The organism is Mycobacterium innocens (assembly GCF_900566055.1).
In the GTDB taxonomy this organism is placed as follows: Bacteria; Actinomycetota; Actinomycetes; order Mycobacteriales; family Mycobacteriaceae; genus Mycobacterium; species Mycobacterium innocens.
On sequence record NZ_UPHQ01000232.1, the window covers coordinates 1 to 19,385 of the forward strand.

Consider the following 19,385-nt stretch of genomic DNA (forward strand, 5'->3'; position numbering starts at 1 on the left):
CACCCACATTCCCATCACCCACACTCCCAAACCCAACATTGCCCACCCCCACATTCGCCAACCCCGCATTAAAAACACTCACCCGGCCCGGCGGGCTGAAGACGGCGGCCTGCGCGGCCGCGACCAACGCCTCACCGGCGGCGACGGGGTTCTGCACCAACTGGATGAACGGCGTCAACGCCGACGCGGCCGCCGAAGCACCGGCGTGATACCCGAACATCGCCGCCACATCCTGGGCCCACATCTGCTCATAGACGGCCTCGACGGCGGCGATCGCGGGCGCGTTGAAGCCGAGCAGGTCGGAGGCGACCAGCGAAACCAGCTGAGAACGGTTGGCCCAAACCGCTGCCGGATGCACCGTGGCGGCGCGGGTCGCCTCGAACGCGGCCGCGGCGATCCGAGCCTGACCACCCGCCTGCGCCGCTTGCGCTCCCGCCGAGGACAACCATCCGAGATAGCTTCCGGCGACGCTTGCCATCGCCGCCGACGCCGGGCCCTGCCAGGAAGAACCCACCAGCGCCGAGGTCACTGACGAGAACGCGGTTGCCGCCGATCCCAGCTCGCCGGCCAACTGGTCCCAGGCCGCCGCCGCGGCCAGCATCGGGCCTGCTCCGGCACCGCTGAATATGCGGGCCGAATTGATCTCCGGTGGCGAGACCGAAAAATTCATTCGCGGCAACCTCTCCAGGTGGCCGTCGCATCGGGGGCCACCCATCGCGATCACTGCCTGCGACAATCCGGCGGTCACCGGGATTCAGCCGGCTGCCGTCAAGCGGATTTTCCCGTCAGCATACGGCGAGCGCGGCAAGAATTTCGCGTTTTCGGCAAAATAGACCGCGACAACGAACCATTCTTAGATAGCGTGATGCAAAGTATTTATACACATGCGGTCCGGCATGCCACGCCTTTGACTTCCGACCGTATTGACGTCTCGGTCGTTTACTTTTCCGGACACCGCCATACCTGCGGTTTGACACCGAGCACTCTGGCCCGAATCCACCACGTCGCCTCGATCGCACCAGCTCCGATCACGCCGATGCCCAAGGCAATCGACGTCACAACGAGATTTGACGGGTCCAGGAAAAACTTCTTCTGCGCCAAAGGAAGGCTGAAGATCACCAAATAGGCCGCCCCGGACGCCGTAACCAGTCCCAGACGCCACCATTGATAGGGCCGTGCCACCACCGCAAGCACCCATAGCGCGGTCACCAGCAGTGTGATCAGGGCCGCCGTTGAGGCTTGCGTCCGTTCATGCCATGTCGAGTGACGGCCAGGATAGGCGACGAGGTAGGAAACGAAAGTCGCCGTGCCCACCACAAGTCCGGACGGCAATGCGGAGGTCAACACGCGTCGAACGAAGCCGGGATACGCGCGCTCGTTGTTGGGCGCCAGGGACAGGATGAATGACGGAATGCCGATGGTGAACCACGCCGCGATGGTCACATGGATCGGTTGGAACGGATACAGCAGCGGATCGGCCCCCAGCGGCTTGGCAAGCAAGCACTCGATCCCCACCAGCAACGCCAGCAGCGCCGAATACACAGTTTTGGCCAGAAACAGGTTCGCGACCCGTTCGATATTGCCGATCACCCGGCGGCCTTCGGCGACCACGTAGGGCAGGGTGGCAAACCTGTTGTCCAGCAAAACGATCTGCGCTACTGCGCGCGACGCCGGGCTACCCGCCCCCATCGCCACGGCGATGTCGGCGTCCTTGAGGGCCAGCACGTCGTTGACGCCGTCGCCGGTCATCGCCACGGTATGCCCGTGCGACTGCAGGGCGTGCACAATGGCTCGCTTCTGGTCGGGACGCACCCTGCCGAACGTCGTGAAGGATTCCAACGCGTCGGCCAGTTCGGCGGGCCCGGTAGGGAGATGACGCGCATCCAGCACCTCGCCCTGCAGCCCAAGCTTGGCGGCGACCGCCCCGACCGACACGGCGTTGTCGCCGGAGATCACCTTTACCGAAATGCCTTGGTCGGCAAAGTATTCAAGCGTTTCGCGGGCGTCGGGCCGGATCTTCTGCTCGAGCACCACCAGAGCGACCGGGGTGACCCGTCCGGGCGCGTCGGGATGGTCCACAGCGACGTCGGAAGCACCCAGCAGCAGCACCCGCAACCCCTGTGCCCCAATGCGCTCCGCCTGTTCGGCGGCTGCCGATGCCGAGTCGAGCAGCACATCGGGCGCGCCGATCACCCAGTTGCCGTGGTCACGATACGAGGCGCCGCTCCATTTGGTCGCGGACTTGAAAGACGCTGTCGCAGTTGGGATCCAGCCGGGCGGCGAATGACAGGCCGCAGCGATCGCCTGCATGCTGGCATTGGGTCGGGCGTCGACAGCAGAAAGGGAAGCCAGCACGTCCACGACACGATCGTCAGCAGTGCCCAATCCGCTGACCTGGGATACCCGCATACCGCTTTCGGTCAGCGTGCCGGTCTTGTCGGCACAAACCACGTCGACTCGGGCCAGCCCCTCGATGGCGGGCAATTCCTGCACCAGGCATCGGCGTTGGCCTAACCGGATGACGCCGACCGCGAACGCGATCGACGTCATCAACACCAGACCTTCGGGCACCATCGGCACCAGGGCACCCACCGTCCGCAGCACCGATTCTCGCCACCCGGCCTTCGTGGTGAACAGCTGGGTGTAGACGGTCAGCAGTCCCGCGGGCACCAACAGGTAGGTGATGAACTGCAGAATCCTGTTGATACCGTTGCGCAGTTCGGATTTCACCAAAGTGAACTTGCTGGCCTCGGCGGCCAGCTTGGCCGAGTATGCTTCCCGGCCCACTTTGGTCGCGCGGTAGGCTCCGGCTCCGGAGACGACGAAACTGCCCGACATCACCGCGTCGCCGGGGTCTTTGGCGATCGGGTCCGCCTCACCGGTCAGCAGTGATTCGTCAACCTCGAGGTTCCTGTCCTCGACGACCTCACCGTCGACGACAACCTGGTCTCCCGGACCGACTTCGATGATGTCGTCCAGCACGACTTCGCTCGGCAAACGGGTCTGAGTACCGGATCGTCTGCGCACCAAGGGTTTGGCCTGCCCCAGGATCGCCAAGCTGTCCAGCGTCTGCTTCGCCCGGAGCTCCTGGATCATGCCGATGATGCTGTTGGCGATGATGAGCAGACCGAACAGCCCGTTGATCACCGAGCCCGTCGCCAACACGATCACCAGCAGCACGCTTAGGATCGCGTTGATGCGGGTGAACACGTTGGCCCGGATGATCTGCGCGACGCTGCGGGTGGTCCGTTCCGGGATGTCGTTGCTCTTGCCCTCGGCTAACCGTTGTGCCACTTCGGCATCGGTCAAGCCGGGCGCGACACTCATCGGGTAAACGTTCCCAGCCTGTCGGCGTCGTAGTATTCGAGGTTCAGCGTGGCGACCGGGAAGCCGGAAAAGACGGCCTTGGAAATGGATCCGGGTAAAGCGTTTTCGGTTGACAGGGGGAACGTGAAAGTGTCTGCGTCCCAATGCGTCAACGTGAATGGCTGGTTCTTCGGCCCCAGCGCCAGCTGCAGCTGGCCGTCATGTTCGGTCACGGTGGCCGGACCCCAGTAGTCGTTGGCATAGACCCCGACGTAGTCGCTCAACTGCCGTGCCGGCGCGGGGCTGACCGGAGGTTGTTTGCCGACCAGCGACCCCTCCGGGTTGTTCAGCGGGGCAAGTTGCTGCTTGTACAGGGTCGCCCAGTCCTCGCGGACCTGGCCGTACTGAACCAGGTCCATGAATTCGGCCGTCAGCGTTTCCGGCACTCCGTACGGCGCGGCATTGGTCAGGGCAATGATGGCGAGGTCTTCGGACGGCAGGACCGTAAAATTTGTCGCGGCCCCCAAGCCGAATCCGCCGGAATGACCGTACTGGGTGCGACCCGACGAGTTCACCGACACGTTGAATCCGTAACCATAGGTGCCCGCTCGCGCCTTGGGCAACCGCGCCGGAGTCGAGATCACCTGCGGTGTGATGGCCGGCAAGAGCGCCTCCGGCGACGTGATCTGTTGACCGTTGTAGGTGCCGTTGGCCAGCACCATGGTCAGCCAATGCGTCATGTCGTTGAGCGAGGAGCTGACCCCGCCTGCGGGCGTTTGGGCATCGGGATCCCGTTGGAATCGGGCCTCCCATTTATCGCCGACCTTGATGTGGGTGACCGCGTGGTTGGGTCTGCCCAGGAAATCGGTGAACCGCGAGCTGGTGGACGTCATTCCCAGCGGACGGTAGAGCACCTCGTCGGACAGCTCCGCCCAGGATTTGCCGGCCGCGGCCGCGACCGCGTCGGCCGCAGCGGTCACGCCGAAGTTGGTGTAGGCGTAGCTGATCCGAAATGGCGCCAGCGGCAAGTACTTAAGCCGCTGCAGCACCTGCGGTCCGTCGTAACCCAGATCCTCCAGCGGGTCACCGGCATGGTCCGGCAATCCGGAGCGATGCGAGTAGAGGTCGGCGATGGTCACATGGCTGGTGACGTAGGCATCGCTTAGTTGGAACCACGGCAGCTTCGCGACGACGGGCGTATCCCAGGTGACCACATTGGTGCCGACTTCGTGCGCCACCACCGTCGCACCGACCGATTTGGACACCGATGCCAGCTGGAAGACGGTGTCGGCGTCCACCCGGTTGTCTGGACCATCGGCCTTGCTGGCATCCTTGATGCCGAAACCCTTCGCGTACAACGTCTTTCCGCCGTGGACAACGGCCACGGCCATGCCGGGGATGCCACTGGTCTTCATCAGCTCGGCGATCAGACCGTCGAGTTTCGCCACTGCCTGGTCGATGCGCCCGGCCGGAATGTCGAGGCCCGAAACCTCGTTGGGCGGAACTTGCGACAGCGCCGACGTCGGGCCGGATGCCCGCTGCGCGGGCCCGCATGCCACCAGCGCCAGCAACATCACAACTAATGCGGCCGACGCCGCGCGTCTCGTCATGGCCGCTCACTCTAACCCGCTGCCGAATCGCGCCACGTGAGCGACGTGACACGCGGCCCGGTTCAACGCCCTCGAGCTACAGCCGCCACCACGGGTTGGATCTCAACGGCCCGGCCGGATCCACCCGCTGACCCGGCAGCGGCACCGCCACCTTGACTCGCTCGGGCTCAGCAGCCGCCAAAAGCCGCTCGACCGGTTCTGACCATGGGTGCGGAGCCAGCCGGAAGGTGCCCCAGTGCACCGGCACCAACAGCCCCGCGCCGGAATCAGTGACGTCCAGATGCGCCCGGATCGCCTCCTCGGGGTTCATATGGATATCCGGCCACGCGGTGTTGTAGGCGCCGATCGGCATCAGCGTCAGGTCGAACGGCCCGTGGTCCGCGCCGATCTGAGCGAAGCTCTTGGTGTAGCCGGTATCACCGCCGAAGTAGGCGCGATGGCTGGGACCGATGAACGCCCACGACGCCCACAAGGTGTTATCGCGGCTCAGGAAGCGTCCGGAAAAGTGCCGTGCCGGCATACAGACGATCCTGAGCTGGTCAACCTGGCCGCTCTGCTGCCAATCGAGTTCGATGATGCGCTGCTCTGGAATGCCCCACGACCGCAGATGGGCACCGACCCCGAGCGGCACGAAGAACGGCGCGCGCTGGGTGCGGGTCAACGCGATGACGGTGTCGATATCGAGATGGTCGTAGTGGTCATGGCTGATCACCACCGCGTCGACGGCCGGAAGGCCCTCCAATTGCACCGGCGGCGGATGCAGGCGCTGGGGCCCGACGAGATCCGAGGGCGAGCACCGGTTGCTCCACACCGGATCGGTCAGCACCCGGTACCCGTCGATTTCCACCAGCGACGTCGAGTGACCGAACCAGCTGACGGCGAGCTGGCTGGCGTCACCTTTGTAGATCTCCGGCGCGGCCAGCGGGATCGGTTTGGCGGGCATGCTGCCACCGCGATTACCCACGAACTCCCAGATGATGAGCCGCAGTTCCTCACGCCCCATGACGTATATGGACCCCGGGTCGACGTTGACGAAGCTGCCGTCCCGGTAGTGTGGCGACCCCTCCGAAATGGCGCGGATGGTCGCGGGGTTTGCCCCAAGCGCAGCCGGTGCGCCGTGCAGTGCCCGCACCAGCCAGCCTCCGGCCGCCAGCGAGGCCGTGCCGGCGGCCAGGCGTAGCGCTCGGCGCACCACCACGACTATTCCCCCTGAAACCTCGGCGGCCGCTTCTGCACGCGCGCGACCTGTGCCTCGATAACATCTTGGCTGCCCCAGGCGCGATCGAAAAGCTCCTTGTGCTCCGGCCAGGGCTCCTCGATGGCGCCGTCGTCGTTGAGCACCCGCTTGGCGTGCTGAATTGCCAGCGGCGCCAGGCCGGCGATCTCGGTGGCCCAGGCCTGCGCGTCGGCCAGCGTCCCGATCCGGTTCGCCATTCCGGTGTGCAACGCCATCTCCGCGGTCAGCTTCTCCGCGGCCAGCAGCATCGCCCGCGCCCGTCCGTGACCGACCAGCGAGGAGAGCCTGCGGATGCTCCAGTTGTCCAGCGCCAGACCATATTTGGACGTCGGAAACTGAAAGAACGCCTCCGGCGCGACCACCCTCAGGTCACACTGCATGGCCAGCTGCAGGCCCGCGCCGATAGCCGGACCGTTGATGGCGCCGATCACCGGTATCAGCGTGGCGTCCATGACCCGGTGCAGCTCGATGAGCCGGTCGGGGTAGTCGGCGGCGAATGCGTCTCCGGACAGGTCTGCTCCGGCGCAAAACGCCGTGCCCTGGCCGGTGAGCACGATCGCGCGGATCGACCCGTCACCGGCTTTGAGAAAGGCCTCGCGCAACTCCTCCACCAGTTGGGAATTCAGGGCGTTGCGGCGCTCCGGGCGCTGCAGCTCAATTGTCATCACGGCCTCGGCCAGGGTGATACCGATCATGGCGCCAGCCTATATAGCCTCATCGGGTGAGTCGTATCACGACCGACCAACTGCGCGATGCGGTGCTCGACGAGGGCTCGTTCACCAGTTGGGACACCGACCCGCTGCCGGTGCCGGAATCGGAGGCTTACGCACGTGATCTGGCCCGGGCCCGGGCCGCCACCGGCCGCGACGAATCGGTGCTGACCGGCGAGGGACGGATATTCGGGCGCCGCGTGGCGGTGGTGGTGTGCGAGTTCGACTTCCTCGCCGGATCGATCGGGGTTGCGGCGGCGGAACGGATTACCGCCGCCGTCGAGCGCGCCACCGCCGAGCGCCTGCCGCTGCTGGCGTCGCCGAGTTCCGGCGGCACCCGGATGCAGGAGGGCACGGTTGCCTTCCTGCAGATGGTGAAGATCGCCGCGGCCGTCAGGCTGCACCAGCAGGCGCACCTGCCCTACCTCGTCTACCTGCGCAATCCGACCACCGGCGGGGTTTTCGCGTCGTGGGGCTCGCTGGGCCATGTCACCGTCGCCGAACCGGGAGCCCTGATCGGTTTCCTGGGTCCCCGGGTCTACCAGCTGCTCTACGGTGAACCCTTTCCCCCTGGTATCCAGACCGCGGAAAACCTGCAACGCCATGGCGTGATCGACGGCGTCGTCGCGCTCGACGAGCTACGCCGCACGGTCGACCGGTCACTGACGGTGCTCACCGATGCTCCCGAGCCGCCGCCGGCGCCGGCACCGCCCGAGCCGGTGCCCGACGTGCCCACCTGGGACTCGGTGGTGGCGTCGCGACGGCCCGACCGGCCGGGTGTGGCACGGCTGTTGCGCGACGGTGCCACCGACAGGGTGCTGCTCTCGGGTACCGGTTCTGGCGAAGCGGCGACGACGCTGCTGGCGTTGGCTCGCTTCTGCGGCCAGCCGGCGGTGGTTCTCGGCCAGCAACGAGTTGTCGGCGGTCTTGTCGGTCCGGCGTCGCTGCGCGAAGCCCGACGAGGCATGGCGCTGGCCGCCGAACTGCGGTTACCGCTGGTCCTGATGATCGACACCGCCGGACCCGCATTGTCGGCCGAAGCCGAGCAGGGCGGGCTGGCCGGACAGATCGCCCAGAGCCTTGCCGACCTCGTCACACTGGACACCCCGACGGTGTCAGTGCTGCTAGGACAGGGCAGCGGTGGACCGGCTCTGGCGATGGTGCCCGCCGACCGGGTGCTGGCCGCGCTGCACGGCTGGCTGGCCCCGCTGCCGCCGGAGGGCGCCAGCGCGATCGTGTTCCGCGACACCGAGCACGCCGCCGAGCTCGCTGCGGCCCAAGGTGTCCGGTCGGCAGACCTGCTGGCCGCCGGCATTGTCGACGTCATCGTGCCCGAGTATCCCGACGCCGCAGCCGAGCCGGTCGAGTTCGCCCGACGGCTGTCGCGCGCCATCGCGGCCGAGGTGCATGCGCTGCGGTCGGTTCCCGACGCCGAACGCATGGCCGCTCGGTTGGCGCGCTATCGGCGCATAGGGTTGCCGCGCGACACATAAACCACGTACCCGACACGCCGGGGCGCGTGACCGTGGCTTATATCTGGGCGGAACCCGTCCGTCGGTCATGACGTCCTATCAGCCATGAACGACATATTCGTGGGCAGCGAAGCCCTGCGACAGGGCAAGCTGACCCCGTACCAGCTACGTACCGGTTATCGGGCCCTCTATCCCGGCGTTTACCTGGCGCGTCATGCGGCACCGTCGCTGCGACTGCGCTCGGAAGGGGCGTGGCTGTGGTCAGGCCGGCGCGGTGTCGTAGCCGGGCTTGCCGCCGCCGCGCTGCATGGCTCGGATTGGGTCGACGAGAACGAACCTGTCGAGTTGGTCTGGCGTAATCAACACGCGCCCGCAGGCGTCCTACCCGCAATCAGCGCCTCGAGGACAACGAGGTCACCCGTATCGCGGGCCTTCCGGTGACCACGCTCGCGCGAACGGCGTTCGACCTGGCACGGCAGCTCGCCATCCGAGAGGCGGTGGCACGGCTCGACGCGCTGAAGCGGGCAACCCCGTTCTCCATCGAGGACGTGCTGTTGATCGCCAGGCAACACCCCGGCGCCCGCGGCCTGCGGCAGCTGCGGGCGGTGCTTGCGCGAGTCGACCCAGGCGCAGCGTCTCCGAAGGAGACGTGGCTGCGGCTGCTACTGGTCGACGCAGGATTTCCGGCGCCGCAGACACAAATACCGGTGGTCGCCAATTACCGGACGGTGGCCTTGCTGGACATGGGATGGCCGTTGTTCAGAGTCGCCGTCGAGTACGACGGTGACCAACACCGGACCAGCCGGCGTCAGTACGTCCGGGATATGCGTCGCCTGCAGGAACTCGAAGAGCTTGGATGGATCATCATTCGGGTGATCGGCGAAGACCGGCCTGAAGACATCGTGCGCAAGACCCGCGAGGCTCTTCAGCGACGTGGATACCGCGACACATACACCACGCACGCGACAGGCCGAGGCGCGTGACTGCCACTTACATCTCGGTGCAGCCCGTCAGCCCTAGGCCGCCCCGGCCCGGCGACGCGTCTCACCCGGTGCGTCGTCGGCGGTGATCTGGCCCCGATCACCCGAGTAACACCCCCGGTCTGCACCCTCGGCCGCGTCGAGCCGATGCGAGATGACCAGTGTGGTCCGGTCCGCAATGCACGCCGCACCGCGCGTTCGCCGGACAGGCGCAAACGACCCGGCGGGCGGCGTCCCACCGCCACGGGCAACAATCAGGCAAAATGAGCGGCATGGAGACTGGTGTGAGCTCACCTCGGGTCTTGGTGGTCGACGACGACTCCGATGTCCTGGCCTCATTGGAACGCGGCCTGCGGCTGTCCGGGTTCGAGGTCTCGACCGCCGTCGACGGCGCCGAGGCCCTGCGCAGCGCCACCGAGACCCGCCCGGACGCGATCGTGCTCGACATCAACATGCCCGTGCTGGACGGCGTCAGCGTGGTCACGGCACTGCGTGCCATGGACAACGACGTGCCGGTCTGCGTGCTGTCGGCACGCAGCTCGGTCGACGACCGAGTCGCCGGCCTGGAGGCCGGTGCCGACGACTACCTGGTCAAGCCGTTCGTGCTGGCCGAGCTGGTGGCACGGGTGAAGGCGCTGCTGCGCCGCCGCGGCTCCACCGCGACGTCCTCCTCGGAAACCATCACGGTAGGCCCGCTGGAGGTGGACATCCCCGGCCGGCGGGCCCGGGTCAACGGCGTCGACGTCGACCTGACCAAGCGCGAGTTCGACCTGCTGGCGGTTTTGGCCGAGCACAAGACCGCGGTGCTGTCCCGTGCGCAGTTGCTGGAGCTGGTATGGGGCTACGACTTCGCCGCCGACACCAACGTCGTCGACGTGTTCATCGGGTACCTGCGGCGCAAGCTCGAGGCCAACGGCGGACCCCGGCTGCTGCACACCGTGCGCGGCGTCGGCTTCGTTCTCAGGATGCAGTGAGTGAACATCCTGTCGCGGATCTTTGCCCGTACGCCTTCGTTGCGGACGCGGGTGGTGGTCGCGACAGCGATCGGCGCCGCGATCCCGGTGCTCATCGTCGGCACGGTGGTCTGGGTGGGGATCACCAACGACCGCAAAGAGCGGCTGGACCGGCGCCTGGACGAGGCGGCGGGCTTCGCGATCCCGTTCGTGCCGCGCGGCCTCGACGAAATCCCGCGCTCCCCCAACGACCGCGACGCGCTCATCACGGTCCGCCGCGGCGACCTGGTCAAGTCGAATTCCGACATCACCTTGCCCAAACTGCACAACGACTACGCCGACACCTACATCGGCGGGGTGCGCTACCGGGTGCGCACGGTGGAGATCCCGGGGCCCGAGCCGACGTCGGTAGCGGTGGGCGCGACCTATGACGCCACCGTCGCCGAGACCAACAACCTGCACCGCCGGGTGCTGTTGATCTGTGCCTTCGCCATCGGCGCGGCAGCGGTGTTCGCCTGGCTGCTAGCCGTGTTCGCGGTGCGGCCGTTCAAACAATTGGCCGAACAAACGCGGTCGATCGACGCCGGGGACGAGGCGCCGCGGGTCGAAGTGCACGGCGCCACCGAAGCCATCGAGATCGCCGAGGCGATGCGAGGCATGCTGCAGCGCATCTGGAACGAGCAAATCCGCACCAAGGAGGCGCTGGCGTCGGCTCGCGACTTCGCCGCGGTGTCCTCCCACGAACTTCGCACTCCGCTGACCGCGATGCGGACCAACCTCGAGGTGCTGTCCACCCTGGACCTGCCCGAAGACCAGCGCAAAGAAGTGCTCAACGACGTGATCCGCACCCAGTCGCGCATCGAAGCCACCCTCAGCGCGCTGGAGCGGCTGGCCCAGGGCGAATTGTCGACCTCGGACGATCATGTGCCGGTCGACATCACCGAGCTGCTCGACCGCGCGGCCCACGATGCGATGCGCATCTACCCCGACCTCGACGTCTCGCTGGTGCCATCGCCGACCTGCATCATCGTCGGGCTGCCGGCCGGCTTGCGGCTGGCCGTCGACAACGCCATCGCCAACGCCGTCAAACACGGCGGCGCCACCCGGGTGCAGCTGTCGGCCGTCAGTTCGCGGGCCGGCGTCGAGATCGCCATCGACGACAACGGCAGTGGAGTACCCGAAGAAGAGCGCCAGGTGGTGTTCGACCGGTTCTCCCGCGGATCGACGGCGTCCCACTCGGGATCCGGTCTCGGGCTGGCGTTGGTGGCGCAGCAGGCCCAGCTGCACGGCGGGACCGCGTCTTTGCAGGACAGCCCACTGGGCGGCGCGCGGCTGCTGCTGAAACTTCCCGGCCCGAGCTAACCGAACGCCGGTTTCACTCCCGTCGCGCGCTCTTGCGCCAGGGCGTGAAAAAGGCCCGTGCCGCGGCGCCCTCGTCCTGGAACCAGACCTGGGCCACGGTCGCGTCATAGTCGGGATCGTCGGGGGTGTAATAGAGCCTGGTATCCGTGCGGCCCTTGACCAGCCATCCCTGCGGTCCGCTGCCGTCGGCGCCGGCGCGCGCGGAGCCCGGGCCGTAGGGGGCAAACCGCGCCGGGGATTGCGGCGAAGATTGCCCGATTACCACGGTCTGCTCAGCCGACTCCGTCGCGTCCGGGACCTGCTGTGCGGGCGTAACTTTCGCGGGTGCGATCTCTTGCGATGCCGCCTTGTCCGCATCAGGGGTCTCGGGTCTGGGTACCTTCTTGGCGGCCGGGATCTTCTTCGCCGGTGCCCCTTTGTGGGCGACGGCCTTCTTGAGCGGCCGGCGCGGCACTGTGCCCGACTTGCGTTGCGGCAGTTGATCTTTGACGGGACCGACCATCAGTGTGAAGGTCAGCAGCATGCCGAGGGCGAAAGCCAGGCCCACTAGCCACCAGTGCACGTGGCCCGTCACGGCACTGCGTCCGTCTCATGCGGCTCGTGCACATGCTGTTCTTGCTGTTCTTGGCCGGCGGGCTTGACGAAGACGGTGGCGATCACCCATGCGAGAGCCGAGCCTGCCACGAAGGCAGCCAGGCAGTACAACCACTGGATCACGAAATCCACGCTGGATTCTCCTTAGCTGACCACGATTTCGACGCGGCGATTCTTGGCGCGACCCTCGGGTGTGTCGTTGCCGGCGATGGGGTTGGCGGAACCGTAGCCCTGGGCGGTGATGTGATCGCGGGCAACTCCCTGGGCGGCGAGGAAGTCGGCGACGGTGGTGGCCCGCTGAACACTCAACGGAAAGTTGATGCCCTCGCCGCCGCCGTTGTCGGAGTAGCCGTTAACGGTCACGCGTGCGTCCGGACAGGCTTTGAGTTTGGCGGCTACCTGGCTCAGGATCTGGTTGTCGGCGGGGGTCAGGCTGACCCCGTCATTCTTAAAGGCAATCGCCCCGCCCGTCAGAGCATTGATGGCCGCCGGTAAGTCGGCACACGGTCCGGAGGCACCGGAGCCTGACGGTGGACTGGCGCCCGGCGTCGGGGACGGCGCCTTGACCTCGATGTTGTTCGCGACAGTGACTCCGGGCCAAGCAGTTTTGGCTGCACGCTCCACCGCATCCTTCTGATCGGGCGATGTGGCGGTTCCCGACAAGGTCACGGTGTTTCTCTCGACCTTCAGGCTGAAGTCCGGGATTGCGGCGCCGGCGGTGAAAACCGGTTCCGCGTTTGCGAAATCGAGGGCGCGGACCAGGGGATCGATACGGATTTGATCGATGACGGTGACGCCCGGAGTCAGCACGTTCCTGAGGGCCGCCAGCAGCGCCGCCTTGGAATTGTCATCGGGAAAATCGCCGATAAGCGTAATGGTGTTGCCGCTGCGGCTGATTGAAAGCAGCGACCAGGACACGTCGGAGGCGTTGGAGGTGCTACTGGTCGTTGTCAGGGTGGGCAGCTCACCGGCCGGCCCGGTGACGGAGGTGGGGCGTTCGAACGCGCCGTAACCGATTGCCGCTATCAGCAATGGAATAACCGCCAGCGCGATCAACCAGGCGACGCCGAGTGGGTGCCGACGAAGTCTCCACGCGCGGGTGGGTGCGGGCGGCATGTCTGAGACCGGCTGGCTACCCACCATCGCCCCGCCTCTCGCCCTCGAAAAGTGTCTGTCCCGCCCTCAGGCGATATGCAGCCTACCGACTGTCCAGCGGCGAAACTGCCAATGTCAGGCACACTGGAGCAATGGCTGGCGGGAGCAAACCAACGGACAGCGAGACCCTGGCGCAGATCCGCGACCTGGTCGCCGAGGAGAAGGCGCTGCGTACGCGGCTGCAGCAGGGTGACATCACCGAGTCCGACGAGCATCAGCAACTGCGCCGCATCGGAATCGAACTCGACCAGTGCTGGGACCTGTTGCGGCAGCGACGGGCACTGCGCGAAACCGGTGGTGACCCGCGCGAGGCACACCTGCGTCCCGGCGGCCAAGTCGAGGGCTACCTCAGCTAGCCCCGATCCGGGCTACCTGTCGACACCACCATGCGGGATTTCGATGTCGTCGTCGTCGGCGGCGGTCACAACGGCCTGGTCGCGGCCGGTTACCTGGCCCAGGCGGGGCTTGCGGTGCGGGTGCTGGAGCGGCTGTCACACACCGGCGGGGCCGCGGTGTCGGCGCAGGCCTTCGCGGGTGTCGAGGTCCGGCTATCGCGGTATTCCTACCTGGTCAGCCTGCTGCCGCAGCGCATCGTCGACGACCTGGGCGCGCCCGTGCGGTTGGCCCGTCGACCGTATTCGTCGTATACGCCGGACCCGGCTACCGCCGGGCGGTCTGGTCTGCTCGTCGGGCCGAACGGCGCGAGCACATTCGCTGCGATCGGCGCAGCGGCTGACGAGCATGGCTTCGACACCTTCTACCGCCGTTGCCGACTGGTGACCGAACGGCTCTGGCCGACGCTGATCGAGCCGCTGCGCACCCGCGAGCAGGCACGCCGCGACGTCGTGGACCGCGCCGGCCGGGTGGTGGCGGGTGCCTGGCAGGCCATGATCGACGAGCCGATCGGGCACGCCATTACCGGCGCGGTGGCTAACGACCTGGTCCGGGGGGTGATCGCGACCGACGCGCTGATCGGCACCTTCGCACGACTGGACGACCCGTCGCTGAGGCAGAACATCTGCTTCCTGTATCACGTGCTGGGCGGGGGTACCGGAGACTGGGACGTCCCGGTCGGCGGCATGGGTTCGGTGACGTCGGCCCTGGCTGCCGCAGCTGCCCGCCACGGCGCCGAAATAACCACTGGCGCAGACGTTTTCGCGGTAGCTCCGACCGGGGAGGTGCACTACCGCGCGGACGGCGACGAGCATGTGATCCGAGGGCGGTTCGTGCTGGCCGGCGTGACACCGGCGGTTTTGGCCGGCCTGCTGGGCGAACCGGAGCCCGTGCTGACCCCGGGCGCCCAGATCAAGGTGAACATGGTGGTACGCCGACTACCCCGGTTGCGGGACGCCGGCGTCACCCCGGAGCAGGCCTTCGCCGGGACCTTGCACGTCAACGAGACCTGGACCCAGCTGGACACCGCGCATTCACACGCAGCCGGCGGGCGGCTGCCCGACCCGTTGCCGTGCGAGGCGTACTGCCATTCGCTGACCGATCCCAGCATCCTGTCGGACCGGCTGCGCGACGCGGGAGTGCACACCATGACCGTGTTCGGCTTGCACACGCCACATTCGCTGTGCTCCGGCACCGACCCGGACGCCGTCCGCGGCCAGCTGACGCGGTCGGTGCTCTCGTCACTGAATTCGGTTCTGGCCGAACCTATTCAGGATCTCCTGATGACCGACGCGGACGGCCGGCCGTGCATCGAGACCACCACCACGCTGGACCTGCAGCACGCGCTGCACATGACCGGCGGCAACATCTTCCACGGCGCCCTGTCGTGGCCGTTCGCCGAGGACGACGAGCCGCTGGACACACCGGCCCGGCAATGGGGGGTGGCCACCGGCCACGAACGGATCATGCTGTGCGGCTCGGGTGCCCGCCGCGGCGGCGCGGTATCGGGCATCGGCGGGCACAACGCCGCCATGGCGGTGTTGGCCAGCCTCTAACCCGCGAGCAGACGCAAAAGCACCCAATTTCGTGCCGAAATGGGTGCTCTTGCGTCTGCTCGCCCTGATGGGCTACCGCCCATCGATGGCCACGTAATCGCGCGCGGTGTAGCCGGTGTAGATCTGGCGCGGGCGACCGATCTTGCTGTCGCCCTCGTCGTGCATCTCCCGCCAGTGCGCGATCCAACCCGGGAGCCGGCCCAGCGCGAACAGTACGGTGAACATCCGAGTCGGGAAACCGAGCGCACGGTAGATCAGGCCGGTGTAGAAGTCGACGTTCGGGTAGAGCTTACGCTCGATGAAGTAGTCGTCGGTCAGCGCCGCCTCTTCGAGCTCCTTGGCGATGCCCAGCAGCGAGTCGTCGCCGCCCAGCTTGGACAGGATCTTGTCGGCCTGTTCCTTGACGATCCGCGCGCGTGGGTCGTAGTTCTTGTAGACCCGGTGGCCGAAGCCCATCAATTTGACGCCGGCCTCGCGGTTCTTCACCTTGCGGACGAATTCGCCCACGTCGTCGCCGCTCTCGCGAATCTGCTCGAGCATTTCCAGCACCGCTTGGTTGGCGCCGCCATGCAGCGGGCCCCACAGCGCGTTGATGCCGCCGGAGATGGAGGTGAACAGGTTGGCCCGCGACGAGCCCACCAGCCGCACCGTTGATGTCGAACAGTTCTGCTCGTGGTCGGCGTGCAGGATGAACAGCATGTCCAGCGCCCGCACCACCTCCGGGTCGGCCTGGTAGGGCTCGGCCGGGAAGCCGAACGTCATCCGCAGGAAGTTCTCCACCAGCGTCAGCGAGTTCTCCGGGTAGAGGAACGGCTGGCCGACCGACTTCTTGTAGGCGTAGGCAGCAATGGTGGGCAGCTTGGCCAGCAAGCGGATGGTCGACAGCTCGACCTGGTTGTTGTCCATCGGGTCCAGGGCATCCTGGTAATACGCTGAGAGGGCGTTGACCACGCTGGACAGCACCGGCATCGGGTGCGCATTGCGCGGAAAGCCGTCGAAGAACCGCTTCAGGTCCTCGTGCAGCATGGTGTGGCGCTGGATGCGGTCGGTGAACTCGGCCAGCTGGTGAGGGGTGGGCAGATCGCCGTAGATCAGCAGGTAGGAGACCTCGATGAAGGTCGACTTCTCCGCCAGTTGGTCAATCGGGTAACCGCGGTAGCGCAGAATGCCGGCGTCTCCGTCGATGTAGGTGATGGAGCTCTTGCAGGCGGCGGTGTTGACGAAGCCGACGTCGAATGTCGTGTACCCCGTCTTGGCGAGCAGCGGACCGAGCGCAATACCGTCCGCACCTTCGGTGGCATGGACGACCTGGAGGTCGATCTCGCCTCCCGGGTACTTCAGAGTTGCGGTGTCGTCGGTGTCGGCCACGAGAACCCCTTTGCGCTCTGGCTGATATGGCAGCCCCACTCGGTGCGTATAGGTGAAGGTAGTCGTTGACACGACGGAGCGCCTGCTCGGGGTCGAATCTGCCGGTCGTGCGGCGCTTGTCGGGTCTTTCCGGGCTTGTCCGAGCGTGCGGCCACGGCGTCGAGCGTGCGGCCACGGCGTCGAGCGTGCGCCCACGGCGTCGAGCGTGCGGCTGTGGCGTCGAGCGTGCGCCCGCGGCGTCGAGCGTGCGGCTGTGGCGTCGAGCGTGCGCCCGCGGCGTCGAGCGTGCGGCTGTGGCGTCGAGCGTGCGGCTGTGGCGTCGAGTGTGCGGCTGTGGCGAGCCCAAGCCCTTGGGGCCATCGTGAGCTCACACTCGAAGCCACCACTACACACTCGGCCCGCCAGCGGCTTGATACGGGAACTATTCGCCCCTAAACCACCCCTAAACCGCCTCGCGGCGCCGCGCGTCGCCCTACGCCGCTTCGCGGCGGCGCGCTTGGCAACCTCACCGTTGCGCCCCGAATCGTCGGGCCCCTAAGGCTGCAGCCGCTCGATATGACCGCCGATGACCCGGATCCTGTTGTGTACCCGGTTTTCCCGGCCCTGCCAGAACTCCACCACCGCAGGACCAATGAGATAACCGCCCCAGTTCGGCGGAACCGGAATGCGCTCCGCGCCGGCGAACCGCGCAATCACTTCAGCAAGTTGATCGAGCAGCGCCGCGCGCGACGCGATCGGCTGCGACTGGTGCGACGCCCACGCTCCCAGCTGCGACCCGCGGGGCCGCTGTGACCAGTACTGCTCGGTCACTCGGGGATCAACCCGGCTCACCGGGCCCCGGATGTGGACCTGTCGACCCAGCTGATACCACGGAAATGTGACCGACGCATAAGGCACAGCCGCCAACTCGGCGCCCTTGGCCGACTCGTAGTTGGTGAAAAAGGTGATCCCCGTCTCGTCCACGCCCTTGCACAGCACCGATCGGCTGACCGGACGGCCCGCTGCGACGGTAGCTAGCACCATCGCATTCGGCTCGGCGACGCCGGCGCGTTCAGCGTCGGCCAGCCAGGTGCGGAACAAAGCCAGCCATCCGTCGGCGAGCCAGGCTTCATCCAGGTCGGGGCTTCCGTCCTTCTCGACGGATCCGTACTCCGCCCGCATTCCAGCCAAATGATCTGTCATCGTGCCAACGCTAGCGGTGTCGCTACCAGCCGGTAGCGTCCGCGGGGAGGTGGGGTGCGAGAATTTGCCTATGACTGTGGTCCCAGAAGATTTTGTCCCTGGTCTTGATGGCGTGGTGGCCTTCACCACCGAGATTGCCGAGCCGGATAAAGACGGCGGCGCATTGCGCTACCGCGGCGTCGATATCGAAGATCTGGTGAGTCAACGGGTCACATTCGGAGACGTGTGGGCGCTGCTGGTGGACGGCGAATTCGGCCATGGGCTGCCGCCAGCCGAACCGTTCCCGCTGCCCATCCACACCGGCGATGTGCGGGTCGACGTGCAAGCGGGATTGGCGATGCTGGCCCCCATCTGGGGGTACGCGCCGTTGCTCGACATCGACGACCGCACGGCCCGCGAACAGCTGGCCCGTGCATCGGTGATGGCATTGTCCTACGTCGCACAATCCGCGCGCGGCATCTATCAGCCGGCCATACCACAGCGAGTCATCGACGAATGCTCAACGGTGACAGCGCGTTTCATGACCCGGTGGCAAGGCGAGCCGGACCCCAGGCATGTCGAAGCCATTGACGCGTACTGGGTGTCGGCGGCCGAGCACGGCATGAACGCCTCGACGTTCACCGCACGCGTGATCGCCTCCACGGGTGCAGACGTCGCCGCAGCGCTGTCCGGAGCGATCGGCGCGATGAGCGGACCGCTGCACGGCGGGGCGCCGGCGCGGGTGCTGCCGATGCTCGAAGAAGTCGAGCGCACCGGCGACGCACGTGGTCTGGTCAAGAAGATCTTGGATCGTGGCGACAAGCTGATGGGCTTTGGGCACCGGGTCTATCGCGCCGAGGACCCGCGGGCGCGGGTGCTGCGCGCAACCGCGGAACGGTTGGGCGCACCGCGCTACGACGTCGCCATGGCGCTGGAGCAGGCGGCATTGGCCGAGCTGCGGGAACGCCGCCCGGACCGGGCGATCGAGACCAATGTGGAGTTCTGGGCCGCCGTCATTTTGGACTTCGCCCGGGTGCCGGCGAACATGATGCCGGCAATGTTCACTTGCGGGCGCACCGCTGGCTGGTGCGCGCACATCCTCGAACAGAAGCGACTCGGCAAGCTCGTCCGCCCGTCGGCCATTTATGTGGGGCCGGGTCCGCGCAGCCCCGAATCTGTCGCAGGGTGGGACCAGGTTCTAACGTCCGCTTGATTCGACGCCTGATTCGACGCCTGATTCGACGCCTTATTCGACGCGAAGACCGCCCTTACAGCGCGCAGCCGCTCCCCCGGTTGCCTGCCGTCGCCAGGCATAGCTGGCCAACGGGCGTTGCAGTCTAGATGAGTAATTCCCAACTGCGCGCGGAGTGTGCATCGGCTGCGCCGAGTGTGTACTGGCGGCGGCGACACGCCGAGCGGCGCCGCAGTGGTTGCACTCTCGGCGTGTCGGCTTGTGAAGGATGTGGTTGGAGGGCACCGATGGACAGTTATGAAGACAGACCTCGATGCCCTCCTGACCGAACTGTAT

At 66.7% G+C, this 19,385-nt stretch carries 16 protein-coding genes and 1 pseudogene; 7 read left to right on the forward strand and 10 right to left on the reverse strand.

Annotation, left to right across the window (positions count from 1 at the left end; translation table 11 throughout):
- The 5 genes from EET03_RS22270 to EET03_RS22295 form a co-directional block, all read right to left on the reverse strand.
- Positions 1 to 670, reverse strand: a 670-nt coding sequence (locus EET03_RS22270) for a PPE family protein (RefSeq protein ID WP_136625751.1), incomplete at its 3' end; no start/stop codon positions are given.
- 269 nt (positions 671 to 939) lie between these two features.
- Positions 940 to 3,327, reverse strand: a complete 2,388-nt coding sequence (locus tag EET03_RS22280) for a cation-translocating P-type ATPase (protein ID WP_075544942.1) — start codon at positions 3,325 to 3,327, stop codon at positions 940 to 942.
- A complete protein-coding gene (locus tag EET03_RS22285) occupies positions 3,324 to 4,916 on the reverse strand; it encodes a serine hydrolase (protein ID WP_075544943.1) in 1,593 nt (530 codons plus the stop codon). The genes EET03_RS22280 and EET03_RS22285 overlap by 4 nt, the downstream gene beginning before the upstream one ends.
- 76 nt (positions 4,917 to 4,992) lie before the next feature.
- On the reverse strand, positions 4,993 to 6,111 hold the full coding sequence (locus EET03_RS22290; protein ID WP_082274903.1) for an MBL fold metallo-hydrolase: 1,119 nt from the start codon (positions 6,109 to 6,111) through the stop codon (positions 4,993 to 4,995).
- Between the two features lie 5 nt (positions 6,112 to 6,116).
- Positions 6,117 to 6,848, reverse strand: a complete 732-nt coding sequence (locus EET03_RS22295; protein WP_075544944.1) for an enoyl-CoA hydratase — start codon at positions 6,846 to 6,848, stop codon at positions 6,117 to 6,119.
- Positions 6,849 to 6,874: 26 nt separating this feature from the next.
- On the opposite strand from EET03_RS22295, the gene EET03_RS22300 reads away from it, so the two are divergent.
- The 4 genes and pseudogenes from EET03_RS22300 (at position 6,875) to prrB (ending at position 11,630) form a co-directional block, all read left to right on the forward strand.
- Complete coding sequence (locus EET03_RS22300; RefSeq protein ID WP_075544945.1) at positions 6,875 to 8,356, forward strand: acetyl-coenzyme A carboxylase carboxyl transferase subunits beta/alpha; 1,482 nt, start codon at positions 6,875 to 6,877, stop codon at positions 8,354 to 8,356.
- 84 nt (positions 8,357 to 8,440) lie between these two features.
- Positions 8,441 to 9,318, forward strand: a pseudogene (locus EET03_RS22305) (endonuclease domain-containing protein).
- Between the two features lie 260 nt (positions 9,319 to 9,578).
- A complete protein-coding gene (prrA, locus tag EET03_RS22310; RefSeq protein ID WP_023367425.1) occupies positions 9,579 to 10,289 on the forward strand; it encodes a two-component system response regulator PrrA in 711 nt (236 codons plus the stop codon).
- Positions 10,290 to 11,630, forward strand: coding sequence for a two-component system sensor histidine kinase PrrB (prrB, locus tag EET03_RS22315; protein ID WP_075544946.1), 1,341 nt, complete (start codon positions 10,290 to 10,292; stop codon positions 11,628 to 11,630). It begins immediately after the preceding gene.
- A 13-nt stretch (positions 11,631 to 11,643) separates the two neighbouring features.
- Here the strand turns inward: prrB and arfC are convergent, their stop codons facing one another.
- Genes arfC through arfA form a run of 3 tightly spaced genes read right to left on the reverse strand, consistent with a single transcriptional unit; the run spans position 11,644 to position 13,364 of the window.
- Positions 11,644 to 12,204, reverse strand: coding sequence for a channel accessory protein ArfC, sunset domain variant (arfC, locus tag EET03_RS22320; protein WP_244232485.1), 561 nt, complete (start codon positions 12,202 to 12,204; stop codon positions 11,644 to 11,646).
- Positions 12,201 to 12,356, reverse strand: coding sequence for a channel accessory protein ArfB (gene arfB, locus EET03_RS30400; RefSeq protein WP_099193740.1), 156 nt, complete (start codon positions 12,354 to 12,356; stop codon positions 12,201 to 12,203). The genes arfC and arfB overlap by 4 nt, the downstream gene beginning before the upstream one ends.
- A 12-nt stretch (positions 12,357 to 12,368) precedes the next feature.
- Entirely contained in the window at positions 12,369 to 13,364 is a 996-nt protein-coding gene (arfA, locus tag EET03_RS22325; RefSeq protein WP_075544952.1) for a channel-forming protein ArfA/OmpATb, read from the reverse strand.
- A gap of 107 nt (positions 13,365 to 13,471) precedes the next feature.
- On the opposite strand from arfA, the gene EET03_RS22330 reads away from it, so the two are divergent.
- Together EET03_RS22330 and EET03_RS22335 are read left to right on the forward strand one after the other, a co-directional pair.
- On the forward strand, positions 13,472 to 13,735 hold the full coding sequence (locus EET03_RS22330) for a DUF2630 family protein (RefSeq protein ID WP_063472393.1): 264 nt from the start codon (positions 13,472 to 13,474) through the stop codon (positions 13,733 to 13,735).
- A 30-nt stretch (positions 13,736 to 13,765) separates the two neighbouring features.
- Positions 13,766 to 15,328, forward strand: coding sequence for a phytoene desaturase family protein (locus EET03_RS22335; RefSeq protein WP_075544947.1), 1,563 nt, complete (start codon positions 13,766 to 13,768; stop codon positions 15,326 to 15,328).
- 72 nt (positions 15,329 to 15,400) lie between these two features.
- Here the strand turns inward: EET03_RS22335 and EET03_RS22340 are convergent, their stop codons facing one another.
- Both EET03_RS22340 and pdxH read right to left on the reverse strand, forming a co-directional pair.
- Positions 15,401 to 16,696, reverse strand: coding sequence for a citrate synthase (locus EET03_RS22340; RefSeq protein WP_099193741.1), 1,296 nt, complete (start codon positions 16,694 to 16,696; stop codon positions 15,401 to 15,403).
- 534 nt (positions 16,697 to 17,230) lie between these two features.
- Positions 17,231 to 17,857: a pyridoxamine 5'-phosphate oxidase gene (gene pdxH, locus EET03_RS22345; RefSeq protein WP_075544949.1), complete on the reverse strand. Its 627-nt coding sequence runs from the start codon at positions 17,855 to 17,857 to the stop codon at positions 17,231 to 17,233.
- 91 nt (positions 17,858 to 17,948) lie between these two features.
- Here pdxH and EET03_RS22350 point away from each other — a divergent pair, with 91 nt between their 5' ends.
- Positions 17,949 to 19,070, forward strand: coding sequence for a citrate synthase 2 (locus tag EET03_RS22350; RefSeq protein WP_063472397.1), 1,122 nt, complete (start codon positions 17,949 to 17,951; stop codon positions 19,068 to 19,070).
- Positions 19,071 to 19,385 lie beyond the last annotated feature (315 nt).